A 21,417-nucleotide genomic window follows, 5' to 3' on the forward strand; every position below is an offset into this window, starting at 1 on the left:
ACAAGCCAGCAGAGCACACGAAAGACGAAGAACCCCCTGGCCACAGGCCCAGCGAATCAGCGGGGCGCAGGGGAACTCACGGGATGTCGCACATCTCGGGCCGCCTTCTGCCGCCGCGCCAACTCTCCGAGATGAAGCAGACCGTCCCCGTGAGCGCGGAAGTGCAGCAGCTCTGGCCCGGTGGGCGATACGGGCTCGGCCTGGTCGAGCGCCCGCTGACCTGCGGAGGAACCTACTGGAGCCACGAGGGCGGCGACGGCGGTTACATCACCCTGAACGGCGTCACCGACGACGGCCGTCGAAGCGCCGTGGTCTCCATGTCCGAGGCGCGCGGCGACACCCCGGAACACATCCTGGCCCAGGAGAACGCCGGCAGCGCCCTGATCGACCACGCGCTGTGCGCGGGAGGTCGCCGCGTCTCGTGACGCGGGAGGCCAGTTCTGGAGGCAGGCAAGGTCGCGCAGCCTCACGTTCTGCGACGTACCCCAGCAGGTCCAGCACCCACGATTCAGGCCGGACCCCCTGAGCCCGTCCCGCAGACACCGCGCTGAGGCGACTCACCGGTAACCCCGCGTGGCTCCGTCCTTGACCTTGGGAAACCGAAACGATCGACGCCCCCTGAACCCGGCTCTGCCCATGCCGGTCAGGCAGTAGGCACATAGCCTCGAAAGTGAGGAAAAGGAAGTATGACGGCAAGGGGCCGATCATGGGTGACGATGAGCTGTTCGAGGCCGCGGCCGAGACCGCACGGCAGGAGAAGGCCGCGGCCGGCGAGCCGCTGGAGCCGCGGGTCGGCCCCCTGCCGAAGGGGCCGCCCGAGTCGAAGCCGTACACGCATCCGGCAGCGGGGTGGGGCGCGGCGAAGGCGGTCACCGAGTTCCTGGTCGACGAGCGCGAGGTCGTGGTCGGCTCGCTGGAGATGCTGAAGATGAACCAGGAGAACAGCGGCGGCTTCGACTGTCCGGGCTGCGCGTGGCCCGACACCAAGGACCTGGCGCTGGACCTCTGCGAGAACGGGATCAAGCACACCACGTGGGAGATGACGGGCAAGCGCGTCACCCGCGAGTTCTTCGCGCGGCACAGCGTCACCTCGCTCTTCGACTGGAACGACCATGACCTGGAGGCGGAGGGGCGGCTCACCGAGCCGATGGTGTACGACCCGGACACGGACCATTACGTTCCGATCAGATGGGCGGACGCCTTCAAGCTGTTCGGCGATGCCGTCCGCGCCCTGGAGAACCCGGACCAGGCTTCGTACTACACCTCGGGACGGCTGGGCAACGAGGCTTCCTTCCTCTACCAGCTCATGACGCGCGAACTGGGCACCAACAACCAGCCGGACTGCGCCAACATGTGCACCGAGGCCGGCAGCCGCGCGATGCTCGACTCGCTCGGCACCGGCAAGGGCACGGTGGACCTGAAGGACTGGGAGGCCGCGGACGCCGTCTTCGTGATCGGCATCAACGCCGCCTCCAACGCCCCGCGCATGCTCACGCCGCTGGCTCAGCTCTACCGGGCGGGCAAGAAGATCGTCCACATCAATCCGCAGGTCGAGGCGGGTGCCACCCGTACGATCATCCCGCACGACATCCTGGCGATGGCGACCTTCCACGCCACCCCGACCAGCAACCTCGACATCCAGCCCCGGTCGGCCGGCGACATGGCGCTGATGCGCGGCATCGCCAAGGCGACCCTGGAGCTGTCCGAGAGGGACGATCACGCGATCGACAGGGAGTTCCTGCGCCGCCACACGACCGGGTTCGACGACTACCGGAGGCTGGTCGAGGACACCTCGTGGGACGAGATCGTCCACCAGTCGGGCGTGACCAAGGAGGACATCCTCCAGGCCGCCTCGATCTACCGCGGCGCCGACCGGTCGATCATCACCTGGGGGCTGGGCGTCAACCAGCACGAGCACGCCGTGGACACCATCCGCGAGATCATCAACGTCCTGCTGCTGCGCGGCAACATCGGCCGCGAGGGCGCCGGGGCAGCGCCCAACCGGGGCCACAGCAATGTGCAGGGCAACCGGACCTGCGGCATCACCAACGCTCCGACGCGGGAGTTCCTCAACAAGCTCGCCGAGGTCTGCGGGATCGATCCGCCGCGTGAGGACGGGCTGGACGTCATCGGCACCGTCGAGGCGATGGACCGCGGGGACATCAAGGTCTTCGTCGGCATGGCGGGCAACTTCGCGCTCGCCCTGCCGGACACCAGGTACACGTACGCGGCCCTGCGGAAGGTCGGTCTGACGGTCTACGTCAGCACCAAGCTCAACCGCAGCCACATCGTCCACGGCAAGCGGGCGCTGATCCTGCCGTGCCTGGGCCGTACCGAGAAGGACGTCCAGCGGGGCGGCGTGCAGCGGCTGTCGGTCGAGGACGGCGACTCGATGGTGCATCTGTCCCAGGGCAACCAGCACCCGGCCTCGCCGCAGCTGCTCTCGGAGCCCGCGATCATCGCCGGCCTCGCACGGGCGGCACTGCCGGACTCCGCGACGCCGTGGGAGTGGTACGTCGAGGACTACGACCGCATCCGCGACACCATGTCGAAGGTCCTGTACGGCTTCGAGGACTTCAACCGGCGTGTCCGGCTGCCGATGGGCTTCCGGATCAAGCAGCCCGCCCGCGAGCTGGTCTTCCTCACCCCCAGCGGCCGCGCCGAGTTCTCGCACGCCCGGCTGCCCGACGTGGTGCCCCGCGACGGACGGCTCGTTCTGGGCGCGATGCGTTCCCACGACCAGTGGAACACGACGATCTACACCGACAACGACCGCTACCGGGGCATCCACAACCTGCGCACGCTCGTCTTCATGAACGCCGAGGACATGGACGAGCGCGGCCTGGAGGAGTTCCAGCCGACCAGGATCACGGCGTACGCGAAGGACGGCACGGAGCGCACCCTGAAGGGGTTCCTCGCGGTCAAGCACGACATCCCTCGCGGGGTCGCGGCCGGCTACATGCCGGAGCTGAACCAGCTGATCTCGATCAGCGACTACAGCTCCCAGAGCGAGCAACCCCTGATGAAACAACTGGACGTCACGATCGAGCAGGACGCCTGAGGAGGAGGGCATCGGGGCAGCTCTTGCGGGCGGCCTCGCAGAGGCGGTGAGGCCGACGGATCTCCGGCTGACTAGGACCGCGTCGCCCTGCCGCACTCCTCCCCGGAGGACTCGCCCCGCACGACCGGTGTGCCGCGTTCGTACGGGTCGATCTCTCTGTCGGCCTCGGCCTGCTGGTGGTCAGTGCCGAAGGGCGGGACGAAATAGCCCGTCGGGGCACCGCAGCCGCCGTTGGTCACGTTGTACTTGTAGGAGACGATCGAGAACGTGCCCGGCTCCGTGACCACCTTGTCGGGGTCGTCCCAGCTCAGGACCAGCTCGCGTCGGACGATCGTGCGTACGATCTCGTCGTTGCCGTCCACACTTCCGCCCGCGTCGGCGCGGGCGACCGGGTAGACGAAGGTGACGTCGGCGGTCACCTGGAGCGCGCCGCGCTCGCCCTCCCGGTAGGTCAGTTCGCCCCGGGTCTTCACGACGTCGCCGACCAGGTGGGCGCGGGAGGGTTTGAACCGGCTGAACAGCAGAAGGGGGTCGTTCTTCTCGCTGGGGGTTCGGAATGCGACCCGCAGCAGTTCCTGGACGTCCTTCTGGTGCGGGTTGATCTGCGCGATCGCCTTCTCGGGACGCTCGCCCCGCAGCACCCCGCGGTCCAGGCCGGAGGCGACGACGAAGTCCCGGCTGCGGGCCAGGGCCCGCTCGACCTCCGCCGCGTCCATCCAGCCGACCGTCTCGGCCTTCGGCATGGTGATCCCCGCCGGTCCGCTCGCCCAGCGCGCGGCAGGTGAGCCGCGGAACGGCTGGTCCGCCGTAGGGCGTTGGGCCGACAGCGGCGCGGAGTCGGTGCCGCCGGTGATCAGGTTCACCCACCGCTGGGGCGCGAGCGCCACCCCGAGCAGCGCCAGCACGGCCAGGAGTCCGACCACGTACCCGCCCGTACGCCGCTTGGGCCTCGCGGGCGGGTGGCTGGCCCGGCCCGCCACGCCACCCCCAGGCACCGCGCGCAGCCGCTTCGCCACGTCGCGGGCCCGCGCGGACGGCTCCTTGGGCGAGTCGGGGACGCCCGCCACCGATTCGCGCAGGAACCGGTCCCACTCCTCGTCGGACCTCGACGAACCGTCAGGCTCCGTATCCGCGCCCATCCCCACCCCTGTCGATCAGCAGTCCGCGGCCCGCTCCCCCAGGACGCGTACGCATGATGGCACAGGGCTCTGACAACGAGGCGCGGCGTCTCAGACGCTCTGTCGACGGCGGGAAAATGGGTATGTACGGGACGACGCCTGCCGCATTAAGGGGGAAGCATGCCGCCTACGCCGGACCCGGAGAGACCTGAAGCCACGGAAGACGAGGAGCCCTGGCTCAGCAGCGCCGAGGTCGCCAAGCTGTGGCCGGTGCGCAAGGACTGGCTGCCTACAGCCGCTCACCTCGCGGACGTCCGCGTCCGCCGCTTCGGCGGGGAAAGCCGGGGCACGTGGGGGGCGGAGCCGACCTTCTACCACTTCCACCCCGGGGACGTGCGCAGGGCCACGGTGGCCATCGCCGAAGGACGCGTCGACATACCGTCCGAGCTGCGCACCGACACGACCGTCGGTAGGCGGAGGGAGTTCTGGGGCACGTTGAGCGCCCGCGTCGCCGGCACGCTCCTGCTGGCCGCCGTCGTGGGCTCGCTCCTCATGCTTCTGTATGTGGGCTTCTTCCTGCTGACGGTCGAGTGATGGTCGAGCGCGACGATCAGCGTCCGAAGCGCCGGGCGGCGGTGTTCCCGCCGCGGGACTAAGGGTGCAGCTTCTCGCCCTTTGCCAGCATCGCCACGAACTTCTCTATCCGGCGCGCCCTGGTCTCGGGCTTCTTGGCGTCCTGGATCCGGTACAGGATCGCGTAGCGGTTCTGCCGGTCCAGTGTCTCGAAGAAGGCCGCCGCGGCCGGGTCGGCGGTCAGGGCCGCCGCGAGGTCGTCCGGCACCGTGGCGGTCTTCGCGCTGTCGTAGGCCGCGTCCCAGCGGCCGTCCGCCTTCGCGCGGTCGATCTCGGCCTGTCCCTGAGGACGCATCCGGCCCTGCTCGATCAAGGCCGTCACCTTGTCCCGGTTGACCTTGGACCACCTGCTGCGCGGCTTGCGCGGGGTGAAGCGCTGGAGCCACCACTCGTCGTCGAACTTGGCCTTCTGGCCGTCGATCCAGCCGTAGCAGAGGGCCACGTCGAGCGCCTGGGCGTAGTCGAGCGCGACGATTCCGGGGCCCTTCTTACGCAGCTTGAGCCAGATGCCGGACGAGACGGCGTGGTTCTCGTCGAGCCATGTCCGGAATGCCTCGGCGGATTCGAAGGCGACGGTCTCCAGGTCCAAAGTCACCCCAGCAGCGAACCACACCCGGCCGATCTTCGTGGTGCGTTCGGGCACCCGGCTCACGTCAATGAACGGTCGCCGCCAATGGGCCCAACCGAGCCCAGTAGTTCTTGAGCTCGACGCGGCGAGTGCTTCTTCACGCCCGTGAGCCCGGCGCGATCGGCGAGACACCCCGCTAAGTGCGGCGGGCCAGTAGGTGCGTGTCGAGGAAGCCTCGCTCGGTCTCCGGGTCGTGGAGCAGCCGGGCCGTCGTGACGAGTCCGGCTTTGGTGAGCAAGTCGGCGAACCGCTCCGCCGGCCAGCTGTAGGCGGGCGCCACCTTGTGGTCGAAGCGGACGGGGTGCGGGCCTTCGGTCCCGAAGAGGGACACCAGGAGCAGACCTCCCGGTGCCAGGACCCGCGCCTGCTCAGCGAGGAGGGCGGGCAGTTCCTCGGGCGGGGTGTGGATCATCGAGTAGTGGGCCAGCACGCCACCGAGCACGCCGTCCTCGACCGGCAGCTCCTCCATCGACGCCACATCGAAGCGCAGCCCTGGGTGGGCCTGCCGGGCGTGGGCGACCATGCCCGGGGAGAGGTCCAGCCCGAAGGAGTCCAGCCCCAGGTCGTGCAGCATGGCCGTCAGATGGCCGGGGCCGCATCCGACATCGGCAACCCGCAGGTGCCCCGTGCCCCGCACGAGCTCGGCGAACGTACCGATCATGTTCCGCGCGAACGGGCGTGCCTCCAGCCCGTCGGCGAACATCGACGCGTACAGCTCGACGACGCCGTCGTAGGCGGTCCTGGTCTCATCACGGTGGTCCGACACGGCAGGGAAACTAGCACCCAAGTGCCGGTCGGGGACCGCACATTGTCAGGCCGGACCAAGTTGTTGGGCGGGTCTTGCGGCCAGTTGAGCGCCGACGCGGGTCATCGCGGCACGGGACTGTCAGTGGCTGCTGACAGGATCACCGGCATGGGATTCGTACGCACCACTCCCCCGCGGCCCGTCGAGGTGACCGCGGTCTTTCCCGAGCTGACTCAGCTGGCGCGGCCTGCCGTCCGGCTGCATCCGCGTCCGGGATCGCCTTCGGTCAGGGACAGTTCGGTCGGCGGGCCGCTGTTGTGGCCGGCCGGGGAGCCGTGGCCGTACTGCGAGGACGTACACCTACATGTGGACACCGGCTTCCGCAAGTCGCCGGCCGAAGTGCGGCTCCAGCGACGCCTGCGGTCCCGGTGGCGTCCTGGCGACCCGCCTCCCGTGCTCACGCCCGAGGAGGAGGCACTCAAGGAACGCAATGCCGCGTGGCTCGCCGAACGGCACGCTGCAGGCCCGCCGCTGCCCGCCGAGTGCCCGGTTCCGATGCTGCCCGTGGCTCAGCTGTTCCTGCGCGACATACCGCTGTTGCGGCCGCCGGGGCAGGCCGACCTGCTGCAGGTTCTGTGGTGCCCCTATGAGCACGAACCGAATTACAAGCCGGCCACCGCACTGTTCTGGCGGTCGGCCGCGGAGGTGGGCGACGTCCTCGCCACGCCACCGGAGCCGTACGAGGCGGACTACCCGGGTTACGTGCCGGAGACGTGCGTGCTGGCGCCGGAAGCCATCACCGAGTACCCGAACATCCTGGATCTGAGCCCGGAGCTGCAGGGGATGCTGGAGGACTGGGACAGATGGCAGGCGGCCGGAACCGCTGTGGACAGCTCCTACGAGGAGTCTCCGCGTGACTTCTACTCCGTTCACCTGGGCGACGCACCCGGCTGGAAGGTCGGCGGCTGGCCCCCTTGGGGCCGTACCGACCCCAACCCCCGCTACTGCGCGGTGTGCGAGGCACGGATGGTGCCGCTGCTGACGATCGCTTCCTGGGAGTGGGACGGCGGCGACGGTCACAGTTGGGCGCCGCAGGAGGACCAGGCCGCCGCCACCGGCTCCTCCTACGCGGGCCAGAACCCCTCACAGCCGACGCAGGTGGAGGTGGGCAGCACGGACAACATGCAGATCTACGTCTGCCCGACGTCGCCCGGGCATCCGCACACCGACCTGATCCAGTGAGGGGTCGGGGTCCGGTACGTCCACGTCACCACGGCATCGTTCCGACCCCGTCGGTCCGACGGGTCAGCCTGAACCGGGCCAGCCGGAGGCCGGGGGCGGGTTCGATGGTGTCGATACGGGAGAAGCCCAGGCGTTCGTACAGGGCGACGGCTGGACGGTTGTCGGCGCCGGTGCTCACCAGCGCGTCGCGTCCGGGAGCGAGGTCGGTCAGGAGATGCCTTAGCAGGGCCGCGGCCAGGCCGCGGCGGAACCATCGGGGATCGACGCACACGCGCTCGATGTCGATGAGGTTCTCGGGCAGGTCCCGCCAGGCGACGAACGCGGTGATCTCGCCCTCGGCCATCGCCCCGAGCCACCGCAGCGGCTGGGCCCGCATCTCTTCCAGGCTCTCAAGCAGGGCCGGGATGCCGTCGAAGCGGATCAACTCGGCCTCGACCGCGTAGGCGTGCCGACCGATACGGTGAACCGCCGCCGCTGTGGCCTCGTCGGTGAGGCTCAGCTCGGCCATGACGATGTCGGAGCGGGGGTGGCCGTCGCTCGTGTACAGGGCGGGAGTCAGCATCTCCCGATGGTAGGTGCCGAGCACCTGCGAGGGTTCCCCGCCACTCACCAGTGCGCCAATCATGTTGACCGCTCACGGCAGACGGTGCTGGAGTCGGCCCGTGGACAGCATCCCCGCCAATCGGCGGCTCTGGAACCGGATCAGCAGCGCCTACCAGCACGAGCACGATCCGCAGATCGGCGCCGCGCCCCGGTTGTGGGGCATGTACTCCATCCCCGACGCGCACCTGCGCGCCCTGGGCGATGTCACCGGCAAGCGTGTCCTCGAACTCGGCTGCGGCGCCGGCCAGTGGTCCAGGGCGCTCACGGCCGAGGGTGCCGCCGTGGTCGGACTGGACCTGTCCGACGCCCAACTCGCGGCAGCGGAACAGGCGATGGGAGCGGCTCGCTATCCGCTGGTGCAAGGTGCCGCCGAACAGCTCCCCTTCGCCGCCGAGAGCTTCGACCTGGCGTTCTGCGACTTCGGCGGGCTGAGCTGGGCACCGCCACATCGCGCCGTCCCGGAGGCCGCACGCGTCCTGCGCCGAGGCGGACGTCTGGTGTTCAACGTCGCCAGCCCGTGGTTCGAGGCTTGCTACGACGAGGCCGCCAGCCGCGTGACCACAACGCTTCGGCAGGACTACTTCGGGCTGGACACGATCGCCGAGGGCGATGGCGCGACCAGTTATCAACTCACCTACGGCGACTGGGTCAGGGTCCTGCGCGGCGCGGGTCTCGTCATCGACGACCTCATCGAGCCGCGGCCCGAACCCGGAACACCCAACGGCTACAACGAGACCGACCCGCCCGACTGGGCACACCGCTGGCCGGCGGAACTCCTCTGGGTGACCCACAAGCCGTGAGCGCATCTGTCGGTTCGAACAGGGCTTTCAGCTCCCCGAAATCGACTGCGCACGGCCTGCCGCCTCGGTCGCACAGCCATCCCCGTGGGCACCCGCCCCGAGCGTGCCCAGCCCGCGCCCGGACCAGTGGCTCACCACAGCGCCGTACCCGGGCCGCCCTTGAACGGACCCTCGATCTCGGCGGTGACCCAGCCGCCATAGAAGTCACCCTCCTGCGCGCGCACGACCTCGCCGTCGACCGTGCACAGGTCGACTGACTCGGGATAGACGGCGAAGTGGTCGGTGAGACGTTCGTAGCCGCCCGTGGGACTGGGGTAGCTCCAGGCGGCGCGCCTGCGGATGTAGGGGCCGATCGCCAGGTCCCAGTACACCGCCCGCCCCTTCCACTCGCACCACGTACTCCCACGGGCTGGAACCAGCAGGTCGGTGTTCACGTCCTCGGCAGGGAGGTAGAAGACGGGCGGGTGCGAGGTCTCCAGCACGCGCAGGGCCCGCCGCGTGTCGGCCACTTCGACGCCGGCGCACTCCACGCGGACGCGTCGGCTGTCGGGCCGGATCGCGGGAGGCCGGGGGTAGTCCCAGACGGACTCGGTCCGGGGCGGCGGGTGATCGGACATGGTTCCATCCTGCGACCACGCCCCGGCCCGCGCCAGGCAACGGTGGATACCGGTCGAGGCACGGGACGGGCGTGCGCTTGCGACGGAAGGCACGTGGGCGTACAACGCATCGAGAAGGCAACGGGGTCATGAGAGAACCACTGGCTGACATCGCGGGCGCAGCCCTGCAACGTCAAGGCTCGACCACTCGACAAGCAAGGGCGGATCGCCTGACCGTTCTCAGCGGTGCTCCCGTCGTCGCCGATGTCTGGGTCAGCGGCAGCCTCGGGTTCGTCCTGCTTCTGCATCGGAGGAACGACGGTCTGCTGGCCGAGGAGTTGTACTACTCCGTACGGCAGCACGACGGGTTCTGGGAGCATTGCGACCATCTCAACGGGAGCATCCTCGGAGTGGATCTGGCGGACCCCGCCGTCGTCGAGCACGCCTTGGCCGGGGCGCCCGTCTCCGTGATCGGGGCGTCCGAGTCCCTGGTCCACACCGGGCGCGGCCCGGACGGTGACGAGGGGGAACTCGTACAGGTCGCGGAACTCCTGGTGGGCAGCGAAGTCGACCTCATCGAGGTCGAACGCGTCGCACCGGCCTCAGCCGGGACAGCGGCACTCTCCACCCACCGCGTGCCCGGACCTCTGATGCTCCTGGCCCTGCTGCCCGGCGAGCGCATCCGTGTCTCTGCCGTACGGACAGAGGGCGCTTCTCGCATCTACCTCGGCGAAGTTCTTGATCTGCACAACCCCCTGATGTGACGGCGTCGACGGCTCGCCTAGCCGGGGAGGGTCCGCTGCGCCAGGCCGTCCAGGATGAGGGCGAGGCCCGCCTCGAAGGCGGCTTCGTGGTCGAGGGCCGGGACGTCGGGCGGCAGGTCCTGGCCGTCCGTTGATCCCGTGTCCGCCTGTTCCGCCTGTTCCTCCAGTACGCAGCCGACCGTGAATCTGCCGGTGGCCAGCATCGCCATCTGCGCGTCCCGCTCGGGGAGGCCGGAGGCGACGAGGAAGGCCATCTTGTGCCGGATGCGGTCGAGGTCACCGGTCGGGGTGCTGCCGGCGTGGAGTCGTGCGCCGTCCCGGTGTCGCAGCAGGGTGCGACGGAAGCTGCGTGAGTTCGCGAGGAACCACGCGCGCCAGTCGTCCTCGGGCGACGGAAGCGGGGCGTCGGCATGCGGGGCCATCGCTGCCGCGGCCATGGCCGCGAGGAGATCCCCCTTGGTCCGGAAGTGGTAGTAGAGCGAGGGCTGCTCGACGCCCAGCCGTTTGGCCAGCCGCCGGGTGCTGACCGTGTCCAGGCCCACCTCGTCGAGCAGATCGAGCGCCTCGGCGACGACGGTCTCACGGTTCATCTTGGTCACGTTGACATTCTATCGGTGATAGAAGACTCTGGAGAGGATTCAATCACTGATAGATTTTGAGGTGGTCGGGCGTGACGAACAGGGGCGCGAGGCGCTCGCTGCGGGTTCTGGTCGCCGGGGGCGGCATCGCCGGGCAGGCACTGGCCTTCTGGCTCAGCCGTGGCGGCCACCAGGTGACGGTCGTGGAGCGCTTCCCCGCGCTGCGCGCCGCCGGAGCACAGGTCGATCTGCGCGGCCAGGGCATCGAGGCGGTCCGCCGCATGGGACTGCTGGAGACCGTGCGCGGTCACCTCGTGGACGAGGCGGGGGTGGCCTTCGTGGACTCACGCGGGAGGCCGAAGGCGACGATCATGGCCAACGCGTCCGGCCGGGGCCGCCAGACCCTCACCTCGGAGTACGAGATCATGCGCGGCGACCTGGTGCGCATCCTGCACCGGGCGACCAGAGACGACACCGAGTACGTCTTCGGCAAGAGCGTCGACGGCTTCGACCAGGACGAGCACCGCGTCACCGCCCACTTCTCGGACGGGTCCTCCGGTGAGTACGACCTGCTGGTAGGTGCCGACGGACAGGGCTCGCGCATACGGCGGGCGCTGCTGCCGGAGGGCGTCGACCCGTACTGGCGCGTCGGTATCCACATGGCCTACTGGTTCGTGCCGCGCATCGCCTCGGACAGCAACATCCGCGACACCTACATGGTGCCGGGAGGCCGCCAGATCATGCGGCGCAGTCACAACGCGACCGAGACCCAGGCGTACTTCGTACTGCGCGAGGAGTCGGCGGAAGCCTCCGCGATCCACCGCGCGCCTGTCGAGCAGCAGCGGAAGTTCTGGGCCGACAGGTTCGCCGACGCCGGCTGGCAGACCGGCCGTTTCGTCGAGGGCATGAGGACGAGCCCGTTCTTCTACTCCCAGGAGATCGTCCAGGTGCGCACCGGCACCTGGTCCAAGGGGCGCGTCGTCCTGGCCGGCGACGCCGCGCACTGCGCCTCTCCGTACAGCGGCATGGGCATCTCGGGCGGCCTGATCGGCGCGTACGTCCTGGCCGGTGAGATCAACCGGACCACGGACGACCTGGCGACCGCCCTGGCGAACTATGACCGCGTCCTGCGGCCCTTCGTCGACGAGATCCAGGCCGAGGTCAACCCGCGCATCCTGCGCGTGGGGCTGCCCCTGAGCAAGCGCGCCGTCAGCGCCTTCCAGAACGCCACCGCGGTGGCCTGCTTCCTCCGCATCCCGGACCTTGTCGCGCGGTACTCGAAGGAAGACCGCGGCGGTGCCTGGCGGTTGCCGGTCTACGAATCCATGGAAGCCGGTCGCCGGTGACAATTGCCGGTGACGTGGGTCCCGTTCCGTGACGACCCCGGACGTGCACAGCAAGCGCGAAGAGGGCGGGGCGGCCGAGGTCGTCGTCCCGATCAGCTCTGCGGTACCGGCGCCCCGGTCGAGACGATGCCCTCCGTGCGGAGCGCCTGCCAGAAGGGGGCGGGGACGGGCTGGTCGAGGGCGGCGAGGTCTTCCGTGATGCGGCTGGGCCTGCTGGCGCCCGGGACGACGGCGGCGACGGCCGGGTGGGCGAGGACGAACTGGAGTGCCGCGGACTTGACGCCGATGCCGTGTTCGCGTGCGAGGGCGGTGATCCGCTCCACCTTCGCGACGATCTCGGCCGGGGCCTCGCCGTACTCGTAGTGGCTGCCGCCGACGAGGATGCCCGAGCTGTACGGGCCGCCGACGACGAGGTCCACGTCGTGCCGGAGGGCGGCGGGCAGGAGCCGCTGGAGGGCGCGTTCGTGGTCGAGCAGCGTGTAGCGGCCGGCCAGCAGGAAGGCGTCCGGGGTGGGCTCGGCGAGGTCGAGGGTCAGTTCCAGGGGTTCGACCCGGTTGACGCCGAGGCCCCACGCCTTGATGACACCCTCCTCCCGCAGCCGGGTCAGGGCGCGGAAGGCGCCGGTGCGCGCTTCTTCGAAGCGGGCGATCCAGTCGTCGCCGTAGAAGTCCTGCGCGACGGAGTGCACCCAGACGATGTCGAGGCGGTCGGTGCGCAGCCGCTTCAGGCTGTCCTCGACGGAGCGCAGCGTCGCGTCCGCGCTGTAGTCGTTGTGGATCTTGTTGGGCAGACCGTACTGGAACAGGTTGCCCTTCTCGCCCAGTTCGCGGGTGGACGGTTCCTCGAACTCGTCCAGGATCAGGCGGCCGACCTTGGTCGACAGGACGTACTCGGAACGGTCGTACTGCGACAGGAACTCGCCGAGGCGGGTCTCCGCGAGGCCCGCCCCGTACACGGGGGCGGTGTCGAAGTACCGGATGCCGTGGTCCCAGGCGGCCCGCAGGGTGGTCCGCGCCTCCTCGTCCGTGAGGGAGCGGAACATGTTGCCCAGCGGGGCCGCGCCGAAGCCGACGGGGCCCGGCAGCAGATGACGGATGCTCATGTCAGGTCTTTCGGGTGGAAGGAACCACGGCCCGGGGCTCAGTTGAGGGTGTCGGGGTCCGGACCCGTGCGCAGGCCGCGGTCGAGGGCGGCGATGGCGGCGAGCTCGTCGTCGGCCAGCTCGAAGCCGAACACGTCGAGGTTCTGGCGGATGCGCTCGGGCGTGACGGACTTCGGGATCACGACGTTGCCGGTCTGCAGGTGCCAGCGGATCACCACCTGGGCGGGGCTGACTCCATGCCGCTTCGCGGCCGCGACGATCGCCTCGTCACCGAGGACCGCGCCCTGCGCCAGCGGGCTCCATGCCTCGGTGGCGATGCCGTGCTCGGCGTGGAAGGCGCGCAGCTCGGCCTGCTGGAGCGCGGGGTGCAGCTCGATCTGGTTGACGGCCGGGACGATGCCGCTGTGGTCCATGAGGCGGCGCAGGTGGGGCACCTGGAAGTTGGAGACGCCGATGGCGCGGGCGCGGCCCTCGGCGAGGATCCGCTCCAGGGCGCGCCAGGAGTCGAGGTAGCGGTCACGGGCCGGGGTGGGCCAGTGCACGAGGTACAGGTCGACGTGGTCGAGGCCGAGCTTGTCCAGCGAGGCGTCGAAGGCGGCGAGGGTGCTGTCGTGGCCCTGGTCGTCGTTCCACAGCTTGGTGGTGACGAACAGCTCGTCGCGGGCGATCCCGGACTCGGCGATCGCGCGGCCCGTGCCGCGCTCGTTGCCGTAGATCGCGGCGGTGTCGATGCTCCGGTAGCCGGCCTGGAGGGCGTGGCCGACGGCGGCGGCGGTCTCGTCGTCGGGAACCTGGAAGACGCCGAAGCCGAGCTGGGGCATCCGCACGCCGTTGTTGAGGGTGACGTTCGGGATGGTCATGGGTGGTCCACCTCTTCTTGCTGCTGTCGTGGGCGGTACGGTCCGACATTAATTGCATGCGCGGGCTAATTGCAAACGCCGTATAGCGGCGTACGCACGCCCGCGTCCGGCACGGCCGCAACCGGCCTCCCGAGGCGCACACGGAGGGGCGTGGCGACGTACGGGTCGTGAAGGCGGTCGTCAATGGCGGCGGCAACGTCGTCGCGGGAACGTCGATGGCGATGCGGCACCCGATCACCATCACCATCAAGGACAACTCGGGCGTGAAGGGGCTGACGCGGGTCAGCACGTTCAGCCCCTCCACCGGTATCGGCTACGCGGACTGGACCGACACCTCCTGCGCCAAGAAGTCTCCGAGGGCAGCACGGCGACCCTCGCCGGCGCGCTGTCGCGGGCCAACTGGGAGGACCGGAAGTACCACGGATTCACCGGTCAGCAGGTCCAGCTCCAATTCAGGAAGAAGGGTGCCGCGCAGTACAGCACAGTGAAGACCGTAAAGACGGGCGACGCCGGAAAGCTGACCGCCAAGGTGACTGTCACCTCGGCGGGCAACTGGCGCTGGTACTACCCCGGCTCCACGACCACCTCGCGGAAGACGTCGACCGGGGACGCGCTCGGGCTGAAGTGACCCGCGGAGCGGCATCGCCAGGTGCCGATCCGGCGACGACGTGCCTCTTGCGCTGCGCAAGCCCACGGGGTATGCCCCCCCGACCGGGTCGAGCACGAAATGCACACATTCTTCACGCCGGAAACTCGAAATTCTTCCTATTCACGCAGACACGCGCGGCGGGCATTAAATGCACTATCAATATTGGCGAAGTGCGCGTGAATGCATTTGTGTGATCCAGCCGCTCGAACAGTGACCGCCAGGACGTATTCCTGTTGTGGGGTGCATGCATGGGAATCAATGCTCTCTGGCAAAGTGCAGAGCAGCGCATATGCCATTGGCTGGAAGCCGCTTGTTCTCCGAGGAGAAACGTCATCGCGATTTCAAGATCGCATTCGACTTCGGTTTCGTCGCCGTCGAATCCGTCGCCTCGGCGCTGTCCCTCGACACGGTCGTCCAAACGGCGATGCGCGTGGACCCCTGCGCCTGCGGGCGGCTCACTTTCGGCGGCGCCGACCTCACGCGTGAGCATCTGGCCCGCGTCGCGGAACAGTCGCCATCGGGTTGCCGGCACATCCATGATGCGGTCACCTGGCCCAGCAGCGCCGAGAGTTGCCTCCCCGAACTGAGTCCGTTTCCGGAACGACCTCCTCTCCGGCGCCGGGCACGACAGCGCTGACGGCATCCATGGCGATCATCGGACGGGCGTGCCGGGTGAGAAGCCGGGGCAGCCTGCCGACAGAGGGAAGCGGTGACATGCTCGACCGTCCTGAGACACAGCCGGTTCTGGCGGCCCTCCGGTATCTGGAGGTGACGCTTCAGGGTGACAGGGCACGGCGCAGGCGGCTGGAGGCGACTCCGGGCCTGGCACTGGGTCTCGCCCTGGTGGGACTCGACGCCGTCGACAGCCACGGCCACGGCATACCCGCGTACCGGATCGAGCCCGATCCCACGCGCGATAAAGAGCTGATCCGCGCCCGGGAGACCTTCGCGCGGCGGGCGCGCACACCGGCCAGGGTGCTGCCGCGACTTCAGATCAGACTGCTTGCGCGGGTGGTTCTGCACGTACTCCCAGCCGACCACTCCCCTGCGTGCGCAGGCCGCGCGGACTCGCGGGAGTGTGCGCGGGAAGCATGCGCCGACGCGCCGCGTTGTTCCGGCCGCCCGTCGGCAGTGAGGTGATGCGCATGCCCGATCCGGTCAGCGGGGCGCCGAGATTCCTCTGGCCGCCGCCACCTCCTGCCGAGACGGTTCCAGGACGCCGTGTGCCGGGTTCGGTCCTGCGGGGTGGGTGGCGGGGGCGGCCGCGAGGGTGTAGCCCTCCCTCGCCAAGTGGCGGACCTCGGTCCGCGAGGGAGGCGGTGCTCCGCGACTGACCCGGACGCGGGCCGCCGTTGTCGCGTCGGCCATGCGCCGTACCGCCTCCGGTATTTCGGGGGCCAGTGGGCGGTCCGCCGCCTGGGCGGCGGACGCCGCGTCGATGACGGTGGTGAGCACGTTCAACTGGGCCATGAATGCGGCCAGTTCACGGGTGGGGCCGGACGCGGTGGGAGACGAGCAAGTCGTAGGACTGGTAGAGCCTGGCGATCCTGCGGGCGGCGATGTGCTCGCCCCCGCGACTTCGTGAAGTCGTCCATGGACGACTCCCGATGCGGCACCCGCGTGAATTTCCGTCCCGGAACCGGCCGGGGCGGAAGTGATGTCGGTGTGCGTGTCGTTGGACCCGGCATGAAGGCAGTCACCGTCGCCGCGTTCGGCGACGCACCACAGGTCAGCGAGCAGCCCGAGCCGAAGGTCGGTCCGGACACCGTCCTCGTACGCGTCAATTACGCCGGAGTGAACCCGGTGGACTGGAAAGTGGCGGCAGGCCGCCTCGATCCCATCCTGTACACCTACCTCCCGCTGACTCCCGGCTGGGATCTGTCCGGAGTCGTGGAGCGGGTCGGTCCTGCCGTGACGGAGTTCGCGCCCGGCGACGAGGTGATCGCCTACGCACGGACGGACACGGCGCAGCACGGTACGTACGCCGAGCTGGTGCCGGCGCCGGTCCGGTCGGTCGCCCGTAAGCCCGACTCGCTCACCTGGCAGCAGGCGGGAGGACTGCCGCTGGCGGGCCTGACCGCCCTGCAGTCGCTGGAGGCGGCGGACGTCACGAAGGGGGACACGGTCCTGGTGAACAACGCGGCGGGCGGCGTCGGTTCCTTCGCCCTCCAGATCGCGGCGGCCGCGGGGGTCCGCGTCATCGGTACGGCGAGCGAGGCCAAGGCCGACTACCTGCGCTCGCTGGGCGCGGAGCCCGTGACGTACGGAGAGGGGCTCGTCGAGCGCGTGCGGGCGCTGGCCCCCGGAGGGGTGGACGCGTCCATGGACTTCTACGGCGGCGAGGCCACCGCTGTGTCCCTGAAGGTGACCAAGTCCCCGTCCAGGGTGGTGTCCATCGCCGACCCGGCGGTCCGTGAGCGGGGCGGCCGTTATGCCTTCGCGCGTCCCGACCACGCCGGGCTGACGAAACTGAGCGACCTCGCGGACGCCGGGAAGCTCACGGTCCACATCGACCGGGAACTGCCGCTGGCGGAGGCCGCCCAGGCATGGCGGCTCAGCCAGGAGGGGCGCACGACCGGAAAGATCGTCCTGCACGTCTCCTGACGCGGAGCCGCCCGAAGGCGCGGGGAGCCCACAGCGAACACAGCCCTCGGGCTGCGGGAAACCTCATCGAGGACCCCGAGGCGCTCGGCGAGGGTTCGGGCATGCCCGCAGCCAGGTTGGCGTTTCGACCGCCAACCTGGTCCGAATACGGCAACTCCTGATCTCCGAGCAGGACGCGCACCGCAGGATGCACCGAGCCGACTGCCTACGGGGCCGGGACCTCCCGGACCAGCCGCGAGCTCCAGTCGCACCAGACGAGGCCCGGCAGGAAGGCGCCGCCGGCCTCGTCGAGGTGGTCCTCGACGTAGGGGATGGTCGCGTCGCAGACTTCGATGGCCACGTCGAAGAAGTCGGTCGCCTCGGGGTTGTTGCTGTAGCTCCAGCGCGGGTTGTGGGGAGCCTGCCGCTTGACGATCCGGGTCAGCACGTGGGGACGCTCGCGGGTCTCGCCGCTGACGAGGTCCCGGGCGTGCTTGATGTCGTCACTCTCCGTCAGCTTGATGACGAACTCTTCCCGCGAGACGTCCGTCATCACGAAGTACGCGGGGCTCTCCGCCGCCGCGCTGGTCTGCCGGCCCGGCGTGAGCGCCTGCGAGGGCGGGGCCGCGACGAAGGCCAGTACACCGGCGGCGGCCGCGCCGGCGGCCTTCATGAACGCGCGTCGCATGAGTGATCTCTCTCCTCGGTTCGGTCGCCGCGCTGATCACGGACGACTACGGAGAGTATTCAAGCAGCGATCGTGGGGTTTGACGCTTATGTCCGAGTTCGCGTCGCGCCCGGCTGCCGTGCGGGCCCCCGTCAGAACCGGGCGGCGATGTAGTCGATGCCGGTGATCTCGACGTCCAGGCGCCGGGCGCGGGTGCCGCGTTCCTGGAAGTAGAGGTCGAGTGCGGCCTGCGCCAGGACCTCGTTGGGGCTCTCGGTGGTGCGCCCGTACTGCGCGTCGAGCAGGCGGCTCGCCCAGGGGGCCGGCAGGTGGAGGGTGAGCAGGCGTTCGCGGGCCTCGTCGGTGGTGCCGATCGGGGCCGTGTAGCCGAAGGTGGCGCGGAACTCGACGGTCATGCCGGTCTGTTGGGCGGCGCGGCGGCGGGCGCGTTCCTGGACGCGGGGCTGCCAGCGGGAGCGGACCGCCTCGTCGATACGGCTCTGGACGTGGGACGGCGGGTGCTTGCGGGCGCCCCGGCGGTAGCGGTTGACCGAGTCGGCGGTGACCCCGATCTCGGCGGCGACCGCACGGGCGGTACCCAGCTTCCGCAGCAGGTAGTTGATCTGGCCCTGGAGAGTGCGGGGCGGCGTGGTGGTGTAGGTCTCGCGGCTGGCGCGTTCGATGGCCTGGCCGATCAGGGCGTCGTCGGCGGGGCCTGTCTGCGGGCGGATCCGGCGTGGCATGGGTGTCTTCTACTCTCCCCCGTGCAGTACGGCGTCGTGGCCGCCGCCCTTGATGAGCTGGGCGGGGTTGCCGCCTTGTTCGATGAGGTCGATGGCCCACTCCGTCGTCTGGACGCCCTCCAGCTTGACCAGGCCGGGGGCGACGCCGAGGCGGAACGCGCCGGGGAGCGGCTTGCCGCTCTCGCTGTACGGCAGGAGGTCCAGCGGGCTCTCGGTCGGGGCCGGGTAGACCACGCAGTCGGACAGCACGCCGAGCGGGAACAGGCCCACGCCCGCCATGGCGCGCATCTTGCGGTGCATGTTCACGCGCGCCTTGCTGATGATGGCGGCGCGGATGTCCGGGCGCCAGGTCGGGCGTTCCAGCTCCGGCCAGCGCTCACCGCGTACGTAGGTGAGGCCGCGGGCGCGGGACTGGAGTTTGCCGATGCCGCCCTTGGCGGTCGCCTTGACGGCGGCGAGGACCGCGCGGGCGCCCGGGTCGCCGTGGCGTGCCTGCTCCATCGCCGCGAGGAACGCGGTGTCGTCCATGCCCGGCGTCACGCCGAGGTCCGCCATGGTGTCCAGCAGCGCGGCCCTGAGCCGGTCGTGCCACGGGTCCAGGTAGGCGCCCGCCTCCGGACGTACGTACGCCTCGTAGACGTTGACGTTGTGGCCGAGTTCGACGGCGTAGGCGACGGTGTGCGTCTGGTACCAGGCCGGTCCGGCCGGCCGTTCCCCGGAGGGGGTGAACGGCGAGGGCAGCCGGGGGTCCAGCTCGATGTGGGAGAGGTCGACCAGCCACGAGCCGGGCACCTTCTTGTCGAACGCGGGCCGGTCGACGTGGACCGGGGCGCACAGGCCGACCGGCGTGCGGGAGGCGGCCGCAAGGAACGCGGCGTTGACGTCCAGGCCGATGGCGAACGGCATGGCGGCCTCGGTGGTGACGGTGTCCAGGTCGCGGACCCAGTCGTACACCTCCTCGCGCAGGAACCCCTTCTCCCAGCCCTGGGCGAGGGGATGCTCCGGGGTGGCCTCGGGCGGGGCCGGGTCGACCGGCTGCGTGCCCAGCGAACCGGGGACGTGGGCGGAGACCCAGCCGTTGCCGGACTCGTCCCGTGCGGCGCGGGTCGGCGGGCGGAGGGCGGTCATCAGCTCCAGCCCGTTGACCGCCGTACCGCCGCGCGGGGTCAGTACGCGGGCGGCGTACGCGGTGAGCGCGGCGGCGATCTCCTCCGGCTCCGCGGCCGACAGGCCCGGCCAGGAACGCTCGTCGAGGGCACCCCAGGACAGCACGGCGAGTTGGACGCACTGACGCTGCCCCGCCTTGGCCGGGCGGTAGACGCGCGCCCACGGGCCGAATCCACGCCGGGTCAGTTTCCATTTGGCCCGCGCGATCTGCTTGACGAGGGGGTGGTCGTCGGGCAGGCGCAGGCCGGCGCGCTGCTCGTGGCCCTCCAGCCGCTCCGGCAGGCCGAGGCGGACGGCTGCCCGCGCGGTCAGTACCACCAGCGGGTCGGACGGCTGCCCGTTCCGGTTCAGCGGCGGGGCGCCGACCGGCTGGGCGAGGGTCCACTCCACGAGCTGGGGCACCGTGCGCGCCGGGCACTCCAGCACCAGGCCGTTCTGGCCGTAGGCGGTGCCGTCCGCGTCCAGGACCAGGAGGGGCCCGTACGCGTGACGCGGGTCCTCGGCGGTTGTCGTGGTCGTCCTGCGGGCGGCCGGACGGTGCGTGCGGGCCGAGCGCGCGGGCGGCGGGGCAGGGGTGGTGTCCGGTTCGGCGGAGGGCTGCGCGGGTGGCTCCTGCGCCTCGGAGACGCGGGCGGGGACGGACGGAGCCGCCGGCGTCGCGGCGGACGCGGTGAGCGGTACCGGAACGGCGGGCGGCTGAACGGGGGTGCCGGGCGCGGGGTGCTTCGCCGACCACGCCTCCAGCAGTCGCTGGTACGCCTCCAGGCGCGGGGGGCGTGGCTCCGTCCTGCCGTTCTCCCAGTTCTTGACGGTCTGGGGTGTGGTCTTCAGGACCTGGGCGAGGCGGGCCTGTGTGATGCCCGCGGCCTCCCGCAGCCGGGCGCGCTCGGCGGGCGGCGGCAGTTGCGGGTCCTCGGCGGCCAGCGCGTCCACCGCGGCGAACAGTTCCTCCTGTGACACCACCCGGCCTCACCTCCGCACCCCAACCTAGCAGCACTTATCCCTCGAATTAGCCTTGCCGCTTAACCCTTTCAGGGGTGCTCGAGGCAGGATGCGTGCGGCGTGCCGGTGCGGTGGACGGCCGTACGGAAAGCCCCTCACATGCGGAACGGGCCCCGGAGATGCTCCAAGGCCCGTTCCACGCATGAAGGTCAGGCGACGGTGATGTTCTCCGCCTGGGGGCCCTTCTGACCCTGGGTGACGTCGAACGTCACCTTCTGGCCCTCCTGGAGCTCACGGAAGCCGGAAGAGTTGATGTTGGAGTAGTGCGCGAAGACGTCCGGGCCGCCGCCGTCCTGAGAGATGAAGCCGAAGCCCTTTTCGGCGTTGAACCACTTGACGGTACCGCTGGTCATGCTGAGCCTTCCGGTCGATGTCGGACCCGCACCGCGCGGACCCGAACGTGATGCCCTGTGCCCGCACCGCACAGCAAAACGCCCACGCCGGAGCGTGGGCAGGGACTGCGAAACACGACATCTGAAAGCGACGCTACACGGCGAGACAGGCTCTTACCAGAGAGCAACGGCCACGA

The 21,417-nt window shown here is 70.1% G+C and carries 23 protein-coding genes; 10 read left to right on the forward strand and 13 right to left on the reverse strand.

The features are described 5' to 3' along the window. Positions 1–83 precede the first annotated feature (83 nt). Positions 84–425 (forward strand): hypothetical protein, encoded by a 342-nt coding sequence (locus ABZ898_RS24055; protein ID WP_361662477.1) that lies wholly within the window; start codon positions 84–86, stop codon positions 423–425. 281 nt (positions 426–706) lie between these two features. After that, complete coding sequence (locus ABZ898_RS24060; RefSeq protein ID WP_361662480.1) at positions 707–3,061, forward strand: FdhF/YdeP family oxidoreductase; 2,355 nt, start codon at positions 707–709, stop codon at positions 3,059–3,061. 71 nt (positions 3,062–3,132) lie between these two features. Here ABZ898_RS24060 and ABZ898_RS24065 read toward each other — a convergent pair whose 3' ends face one another. Further along, complete coding sequence (locus tag ABZ898_RS24065) at positions 3,133–4,200, reverse strand: hypothetical protein (RefSeq protein WP_361662483.1); 1,068 nt, start codon at positions 4,198–4,200, stop codon at positions 3,133–3,135. A 159-nt stretch (positions 4,201–4,359) separates the two neighbouring features. Between ABZ898_RS24065 and ABZ898_RS24070 the strand changes: the two genes are divergently transcribed. Continuing rightward, positions 4,360–4,773 (forward strand): hypothetical protein, encoded by a 414-nt coding sequence (locus tag ABZ898_RS24070; protein WP_361662486.1) that lies wholly within the window; start codon positions 4,360–4,362, stop codon positions 4,771–4,773. 58 nt (positions 4,774–4,831) lie between these two features. On the opposite strand, the gene ABZ898_RS24075 is transcribed toward ABZ898_RS24070, so the two are convergent. Both ABZ898_RS24075 and ABZ898_RS24080 read right to left on the reverse strand, forming a co-directional pair. Further along, positions 4,832–5,425, reverse strand: a complete 594-nt coding sequence (locus ABZ898_RS24075) for a YdeI/OmpD-associated family protein (protein WP_361662642.1) — start codon at positions 5,423–5,425, stop codon at positions 4,832–4,834. Between the two features lie 151 nt (positions 5,426–5,576). After that, positions 5,577–6,206 (reverse strand): class I SAM-dependent methyltransferase, encoded by a 630-nt coding sequence (locus tag ABZ898_RS24080; protein ID WP_361662489.1) that lies wholly within the window; start codon positions 6,204–6,206, stop codon positions 5,577–5,579. Between the two features lie 147 nt (positions 6,207–6,353). On the opposite strand from ABZ898_RS24080, the gene ABZ898_RS24085 reads away from it, so the two are divergent. Continuing rightward, positions 6,354–7,427 carry a hypothetical protein gene (locus ABZ898_RS24085; RefSeq protein WP_361662492.1) on the forward strand — a complete coding sequence of 358 codons (1,074 nt, stop codon included), beginning with the start codon at positions 6,354–6,356 and terminating at the stop codon, positions 7,425–7,427. Positions 7,428–7,452: 25 nt separating this feature from the next. Here the strand turns inward: ABZ898_RS24085 and ABZ898_RS24090 are convergent, their stop codons facing one another. Beyond that, positions 7,453–7,989 (reverse strand): GNAT family N-acetyltransferase, encoded by a 537-nt coding sequence (locus ABZ898_RS24090; protein ID WP_361662495.1) that lies wholly within the window; start codon positions 7,987–7,989, stop codon positions 7,453–7,455. A gap of 100 nt (positions 7,990–8,089) precedes the next feature. On the opposite strand from ABZ898_RS24090, the gene ABZ898_RS24095 reads away from it, so the two are divergent. Beyond that, positions 8,090–8,830, forward strand: a complete 741-nt coding sequence (locus tag ABZ898_RS24095) for a class I SAM-dependent methyltransferase (RefSeq protein ID WP_361662497.1) — start codon at positions 8,090–8,092, stop codon at positions 8,828–8,830. Between the two features lie 131 nt (positions 8,831–8,961). On the opposite strand, the gene ABZ898_RS24100 is transcribed toward ABZ898_RS24095, so the two are convergent. After that, the gene (locus ABZ898_RS24100) at positions 8,962–9,447 is read right to left on the reverse strand and encodes a DUF427 domain-containing protein (protein ID WP_361662499.1); all 486 of its coding nucleotides are present in this window, start codon (positions 9,445–9,447) and stop codon (positions 8,962–8,964) included. Positions 9,448–9,575: 128 nt separating this feature from the next. On the opposite strand from ABZ898_RS24100, the gene ABZ898_RS24105 reads away from it, so the two are divergent. Then, a complete protein-coding gene (locus ABZ898_RS24105) occupies positions 9,576–10,190 on the forward strand; it encodes a hypothetical protein (RefSeq protein ID WP_361662502.1) in 615 nt (204 codons plus the stop codon). A gap of 17 nt (positions 10,191–10,207) precedes the next feature. Here ABZ898_RS24105 and ABZ898_RS24110 read toward each other — a convergent pair whose 3' ends face one another. Continuing rightward, complete coding sequence (locus ABZ898_RS24110) at positions 10,208–10,780, reverse strand: TetR/AcrR family transcriptional regulator C-terminal domain-containing protein (RefSeq protein WP_361662645.1); 573 nt, start codon at positions 10,778–10,780, stop codon at positions 10,208–10,210. 80 nt (positions 10,781–10,860) lie between these two features. Here ABZ898_RS24110 and ABZ898_RS24115 point away from each other — a divergent pair, with 80 nt between their 5' ends. Continuing rightward, positions 10,861–12,114 carry an FAD-dependent monooxygenase gene (locus tag ABZ898_RS24115; RefSeq protein ID WP_361662505.1) on the forward strand — a complete coding sequence of 418 codons (1,254 nt, stop codon included), beginning with the start codon at positions 10,861–10,863 and terminating at the stop codon, positions 12,112–12,114. A gap of 92 nt (positions 12,115–12,206) precedes the next feature. Here ABZ898_RS24115 and ABZ898_RS24120 read toward each other — a convergent pair whose 3' ends face one another. Next, on the reverse strand, positions 12,207–13,217 hold the full coding sequence (locus tag ABZ898_RS24120) for an aldo/keto reductase (RefSeq protein WP_361662507.1): 1,011 nt from the start codon (positions 13,215–13,217) through the stop codon (positions 12,207–12,209). A gap of 38 nt (positions 13,218–13,255) precedes the next feature. Continuing rightward, positions 13,256–14,077 carry an aldo/keto reductase gene (locus tag ABZ898_RS24125; RefSeq protein ID WP_361662509.1) on the reverse strand — a complete coding sequence of 274 codons (822 nt, stop codon included), beginning with the start codon at positions 14,075–14,077 and terminating at the stop codon, positions 13,256–13,258. A gap of 484 nt (positions 14,078–14,561) precedes the next feature. On the opposite strand from ABZ898_RS24125, the gene ABZ898_RS24130 reads away from it, so the two are divergent. Continuing rightward, positions 14,562–14,705 (forward strand): hypothetical protein, encoded by a 144-nt coding sequence (locus ABZ898_RS24130; protein WP_361662512.1) that lies wholly within the window; start codon positions 14,562–14,564, stop codon positions 14,703–14,705. A 331-nt stretch (positions 14,706–15,036) separates the two neighbouring features. Beyond that, entirely contained in the window at positions 15,037–15,363 is a 327-nt protein-coding gene (locus ABZ898_RS24135; RefSeq protein ID WP_361662515.1) for a hypothetical protein, read from the forward strand. A gap of 521 nt (positions 15,364–15,884) precedes the next feature. On the opposite strand, the gene ABZ898_RS24140 is transcribed toward ABZ898_RS24135, so the two are convergent. Continuing rightward, complete coding sequence (locus ABZ898_RS24140; RefSeq protein WP_361662518.1) at positions 15,885–16,196, reverse strand: hypothetical protein; 312 nt, start codon at positions 16,194–16,196, stop codon at positions 15,885–15,887. Positions 16,197–16,412: 216 nt separating this feature from the next. Here ABZ898_RS24140 and ABZ898_RS24145 point away from each other — a divergent pair, with 216 nt between their 5' ends. Further along, complete coding sequence (locus ABZ898_RS24145; protein ID WP_361662520.1) at positions 16,413–17,330, forward strand: NADP-dependent oxidoreductase; 918 nt, start codon at positions 16,413–16,415, stop codon at positions 17,328–17,330. Between the two features lie 205 nt (positions 17,331–17,535). On the opposite strand, the gene ABZ898_RS24150 is transcribed toward ABZ898_RS24145, so the two are convergent. The 4 genes from ABZ898_RS24150 to ABZ898_RS24165 form a co-directional block, all read right to left on the reverse strand. After that, entirely contained in the window at positions 17,536–17,997 is a 462-nt protein-coding gene (locus ABZ898_RS24150) for a calmodulin-binding protein (protein ID WP_361662523.1), read from the reverse strand. Positions 17,998–18,128: 131 nt separating this feature from the next. Then, complete coding sequence (locus tag ABZ898_RS24155) at positions 18,129–18,719, reverse strand: XRE family transcriptional regulator (RefSeq protein ID WP_361662526.1); 591 nt, start codon at positions 18,717–18,719, stop codon at positions 18,129–18,131. Between the two features lie 9 nt (positions 18,720–18,728). Continuing rightward, positions 18,729–20,849: a helix-turn-helix transcriptional regulator gene (locus tag ABZ898_RS24160; RefSeq protein ID WP_361662529.1), complete on the reverse strand. Its 2,121-nt coding sequence runs from the start codon at positions 20,847–20,849 to the stop codon at positions 18,729–18,731. A gap of 188 nt (positions 20,850–21,037) precedes the next feature. Further along, positions 21,038–21,241: a cold-shock protein gene (locus ABZ898_RS24165; protein ID WP_161147263.1), complete on the reverse strand. Its 204-nt coding sequence runs from the start codon at positions 21,239–21,241 to the stop codon at positions 21,038–21,040. Between the last annotated feature and the right edge of the window lie 176 nt (positions 21,242–21,417).

It is taken from the genome of Streptomyces sp. NPDC046860 (assembly GCF_040645115.1).
GTDB lineage: Bacteria > Actinomycetota > Actinomycetes > Streptomycetales > Streptomycetaceae > Streptomyces.

Excerpts from the sequence above, each read along its gene's own strand:
- ABZ898_RS24055 (WP_361662477.1), top strand. The coding sequence starts at position 84 with ATGTCGCACATCTCGGGCCGCCTTCTGCCGCCGCGCCAACTCTCCGAG.
- ABZ898_RS24060 (WP_361662480.1), top strand. The coding sequence starts at position 707 with ATGGGTGACGATGAGCTGTTCGAGGCCGCGGCCGAGACCGCACGGCAG.
- ABZ898_RS24065 (WP_361662483.1), bottom strand. The coding sequence starts at position 4,200 with ATGGGCGCGGATACGGAGCCTGACGGTTCGTCGAGGTCCGACGAGGAG.
- ABZ898_RS24070 (WP_361662486.1), top strand. The coding sequence starts at position 4,360 with ATGCCGCCTACGCCGGACCCGGAGAGACCTGAAGCCACGGAAGACGAG.
- ABZ898_RS24085 (WP_361662492.1), top strand. The coding sequence starts at position 6,354 with ATGGGATTCGTACGCACCACTCCCCCGCGGCCCGTCGAGGTGACCGCG.
- ABZ898_RS24090 (WP_361662495.1), bottom strand. The coding sequence starts at position 7,989 with ATGCTGACTCCCGCCCTGTACACGAGCGACGGCCACCCCCGCTCCGAC.
- ABZ898_RS24100 (WP_361662499.1), bottom strand. The coding sequence starts at position 9,447 with ATGTCCGATCACCCGCCGCCCCGGACCGAGTCCGTCTGGGACTACCCC.
- ABZ898_RS24105 (WP_361662502.1), top strand. The coding sequence starts at position 9,576 with ATGAGAGAACCACTGGCTGACATCGCGGGCGCAGCCCTGCAACGTCAA.
- ABZ898_RS24110 (WP_361662645.1), bottom strand. The coding sequence starts at position 10,780 with ATGAACCGTGAGACCGTCGTCGCCGAGGCGCTCGATCTGCTCGACGAG.
- ABZ898_RS24120 (WP_361662507.1), bottom strand. The coding sequence starts at position 13,217 with ATGAGCATCCGTCATCTGCTGCCGGGCCCCGTCGGCTTCGGCGCGGCC.
- ABZ898_RS24125 (WP_361662509.1), bottom strand. The coding sequence starts at position 14,077 with ATGACCATCCCGAACGTCACCCTCAACAACGGCGTGCGGATGCCCCAG.
- ABZ898_RS24140 (WP_361662518.1), bottom strand. The coding sequence starts at position 16,196 with ATGGCCCAGTTGAACGTGCTCACCACCGTCATCGACGCGGCGTCCGCC.
- ABZ898_RS24145 (WP_361662520.1), top strand. The coding sequence starts at position 16,413 with ATGAAGGCAGTCACCGTCGCCGCGTTCGGCGACGCACCACAGGTCAGC.
- ABZ898_RS24150 (WP_361662523.1), bottom strand. The coding sequence starts at position 17,997 with ATGCGACGCGCGTTCATGAAGGCCGCCGGCGCGGCCGCCGCCGGTGTA.
- ABZ898_RS24155 (WP_361662526.1), bottom strand. The coding sequence starts at position 18,719 with ATGCCACGCCGGATCCGCCCGCAGACAGGCCCCGCCGACGACGCCCTG.
- ABZ898_RS24165 (WP_161147263.1), bottom strand. The coding sequence starts at position 21,241 with ATGACCAGCGGTACCGTCAAGTGGTTCAACGCCGAAAAGGGCTTCGGC.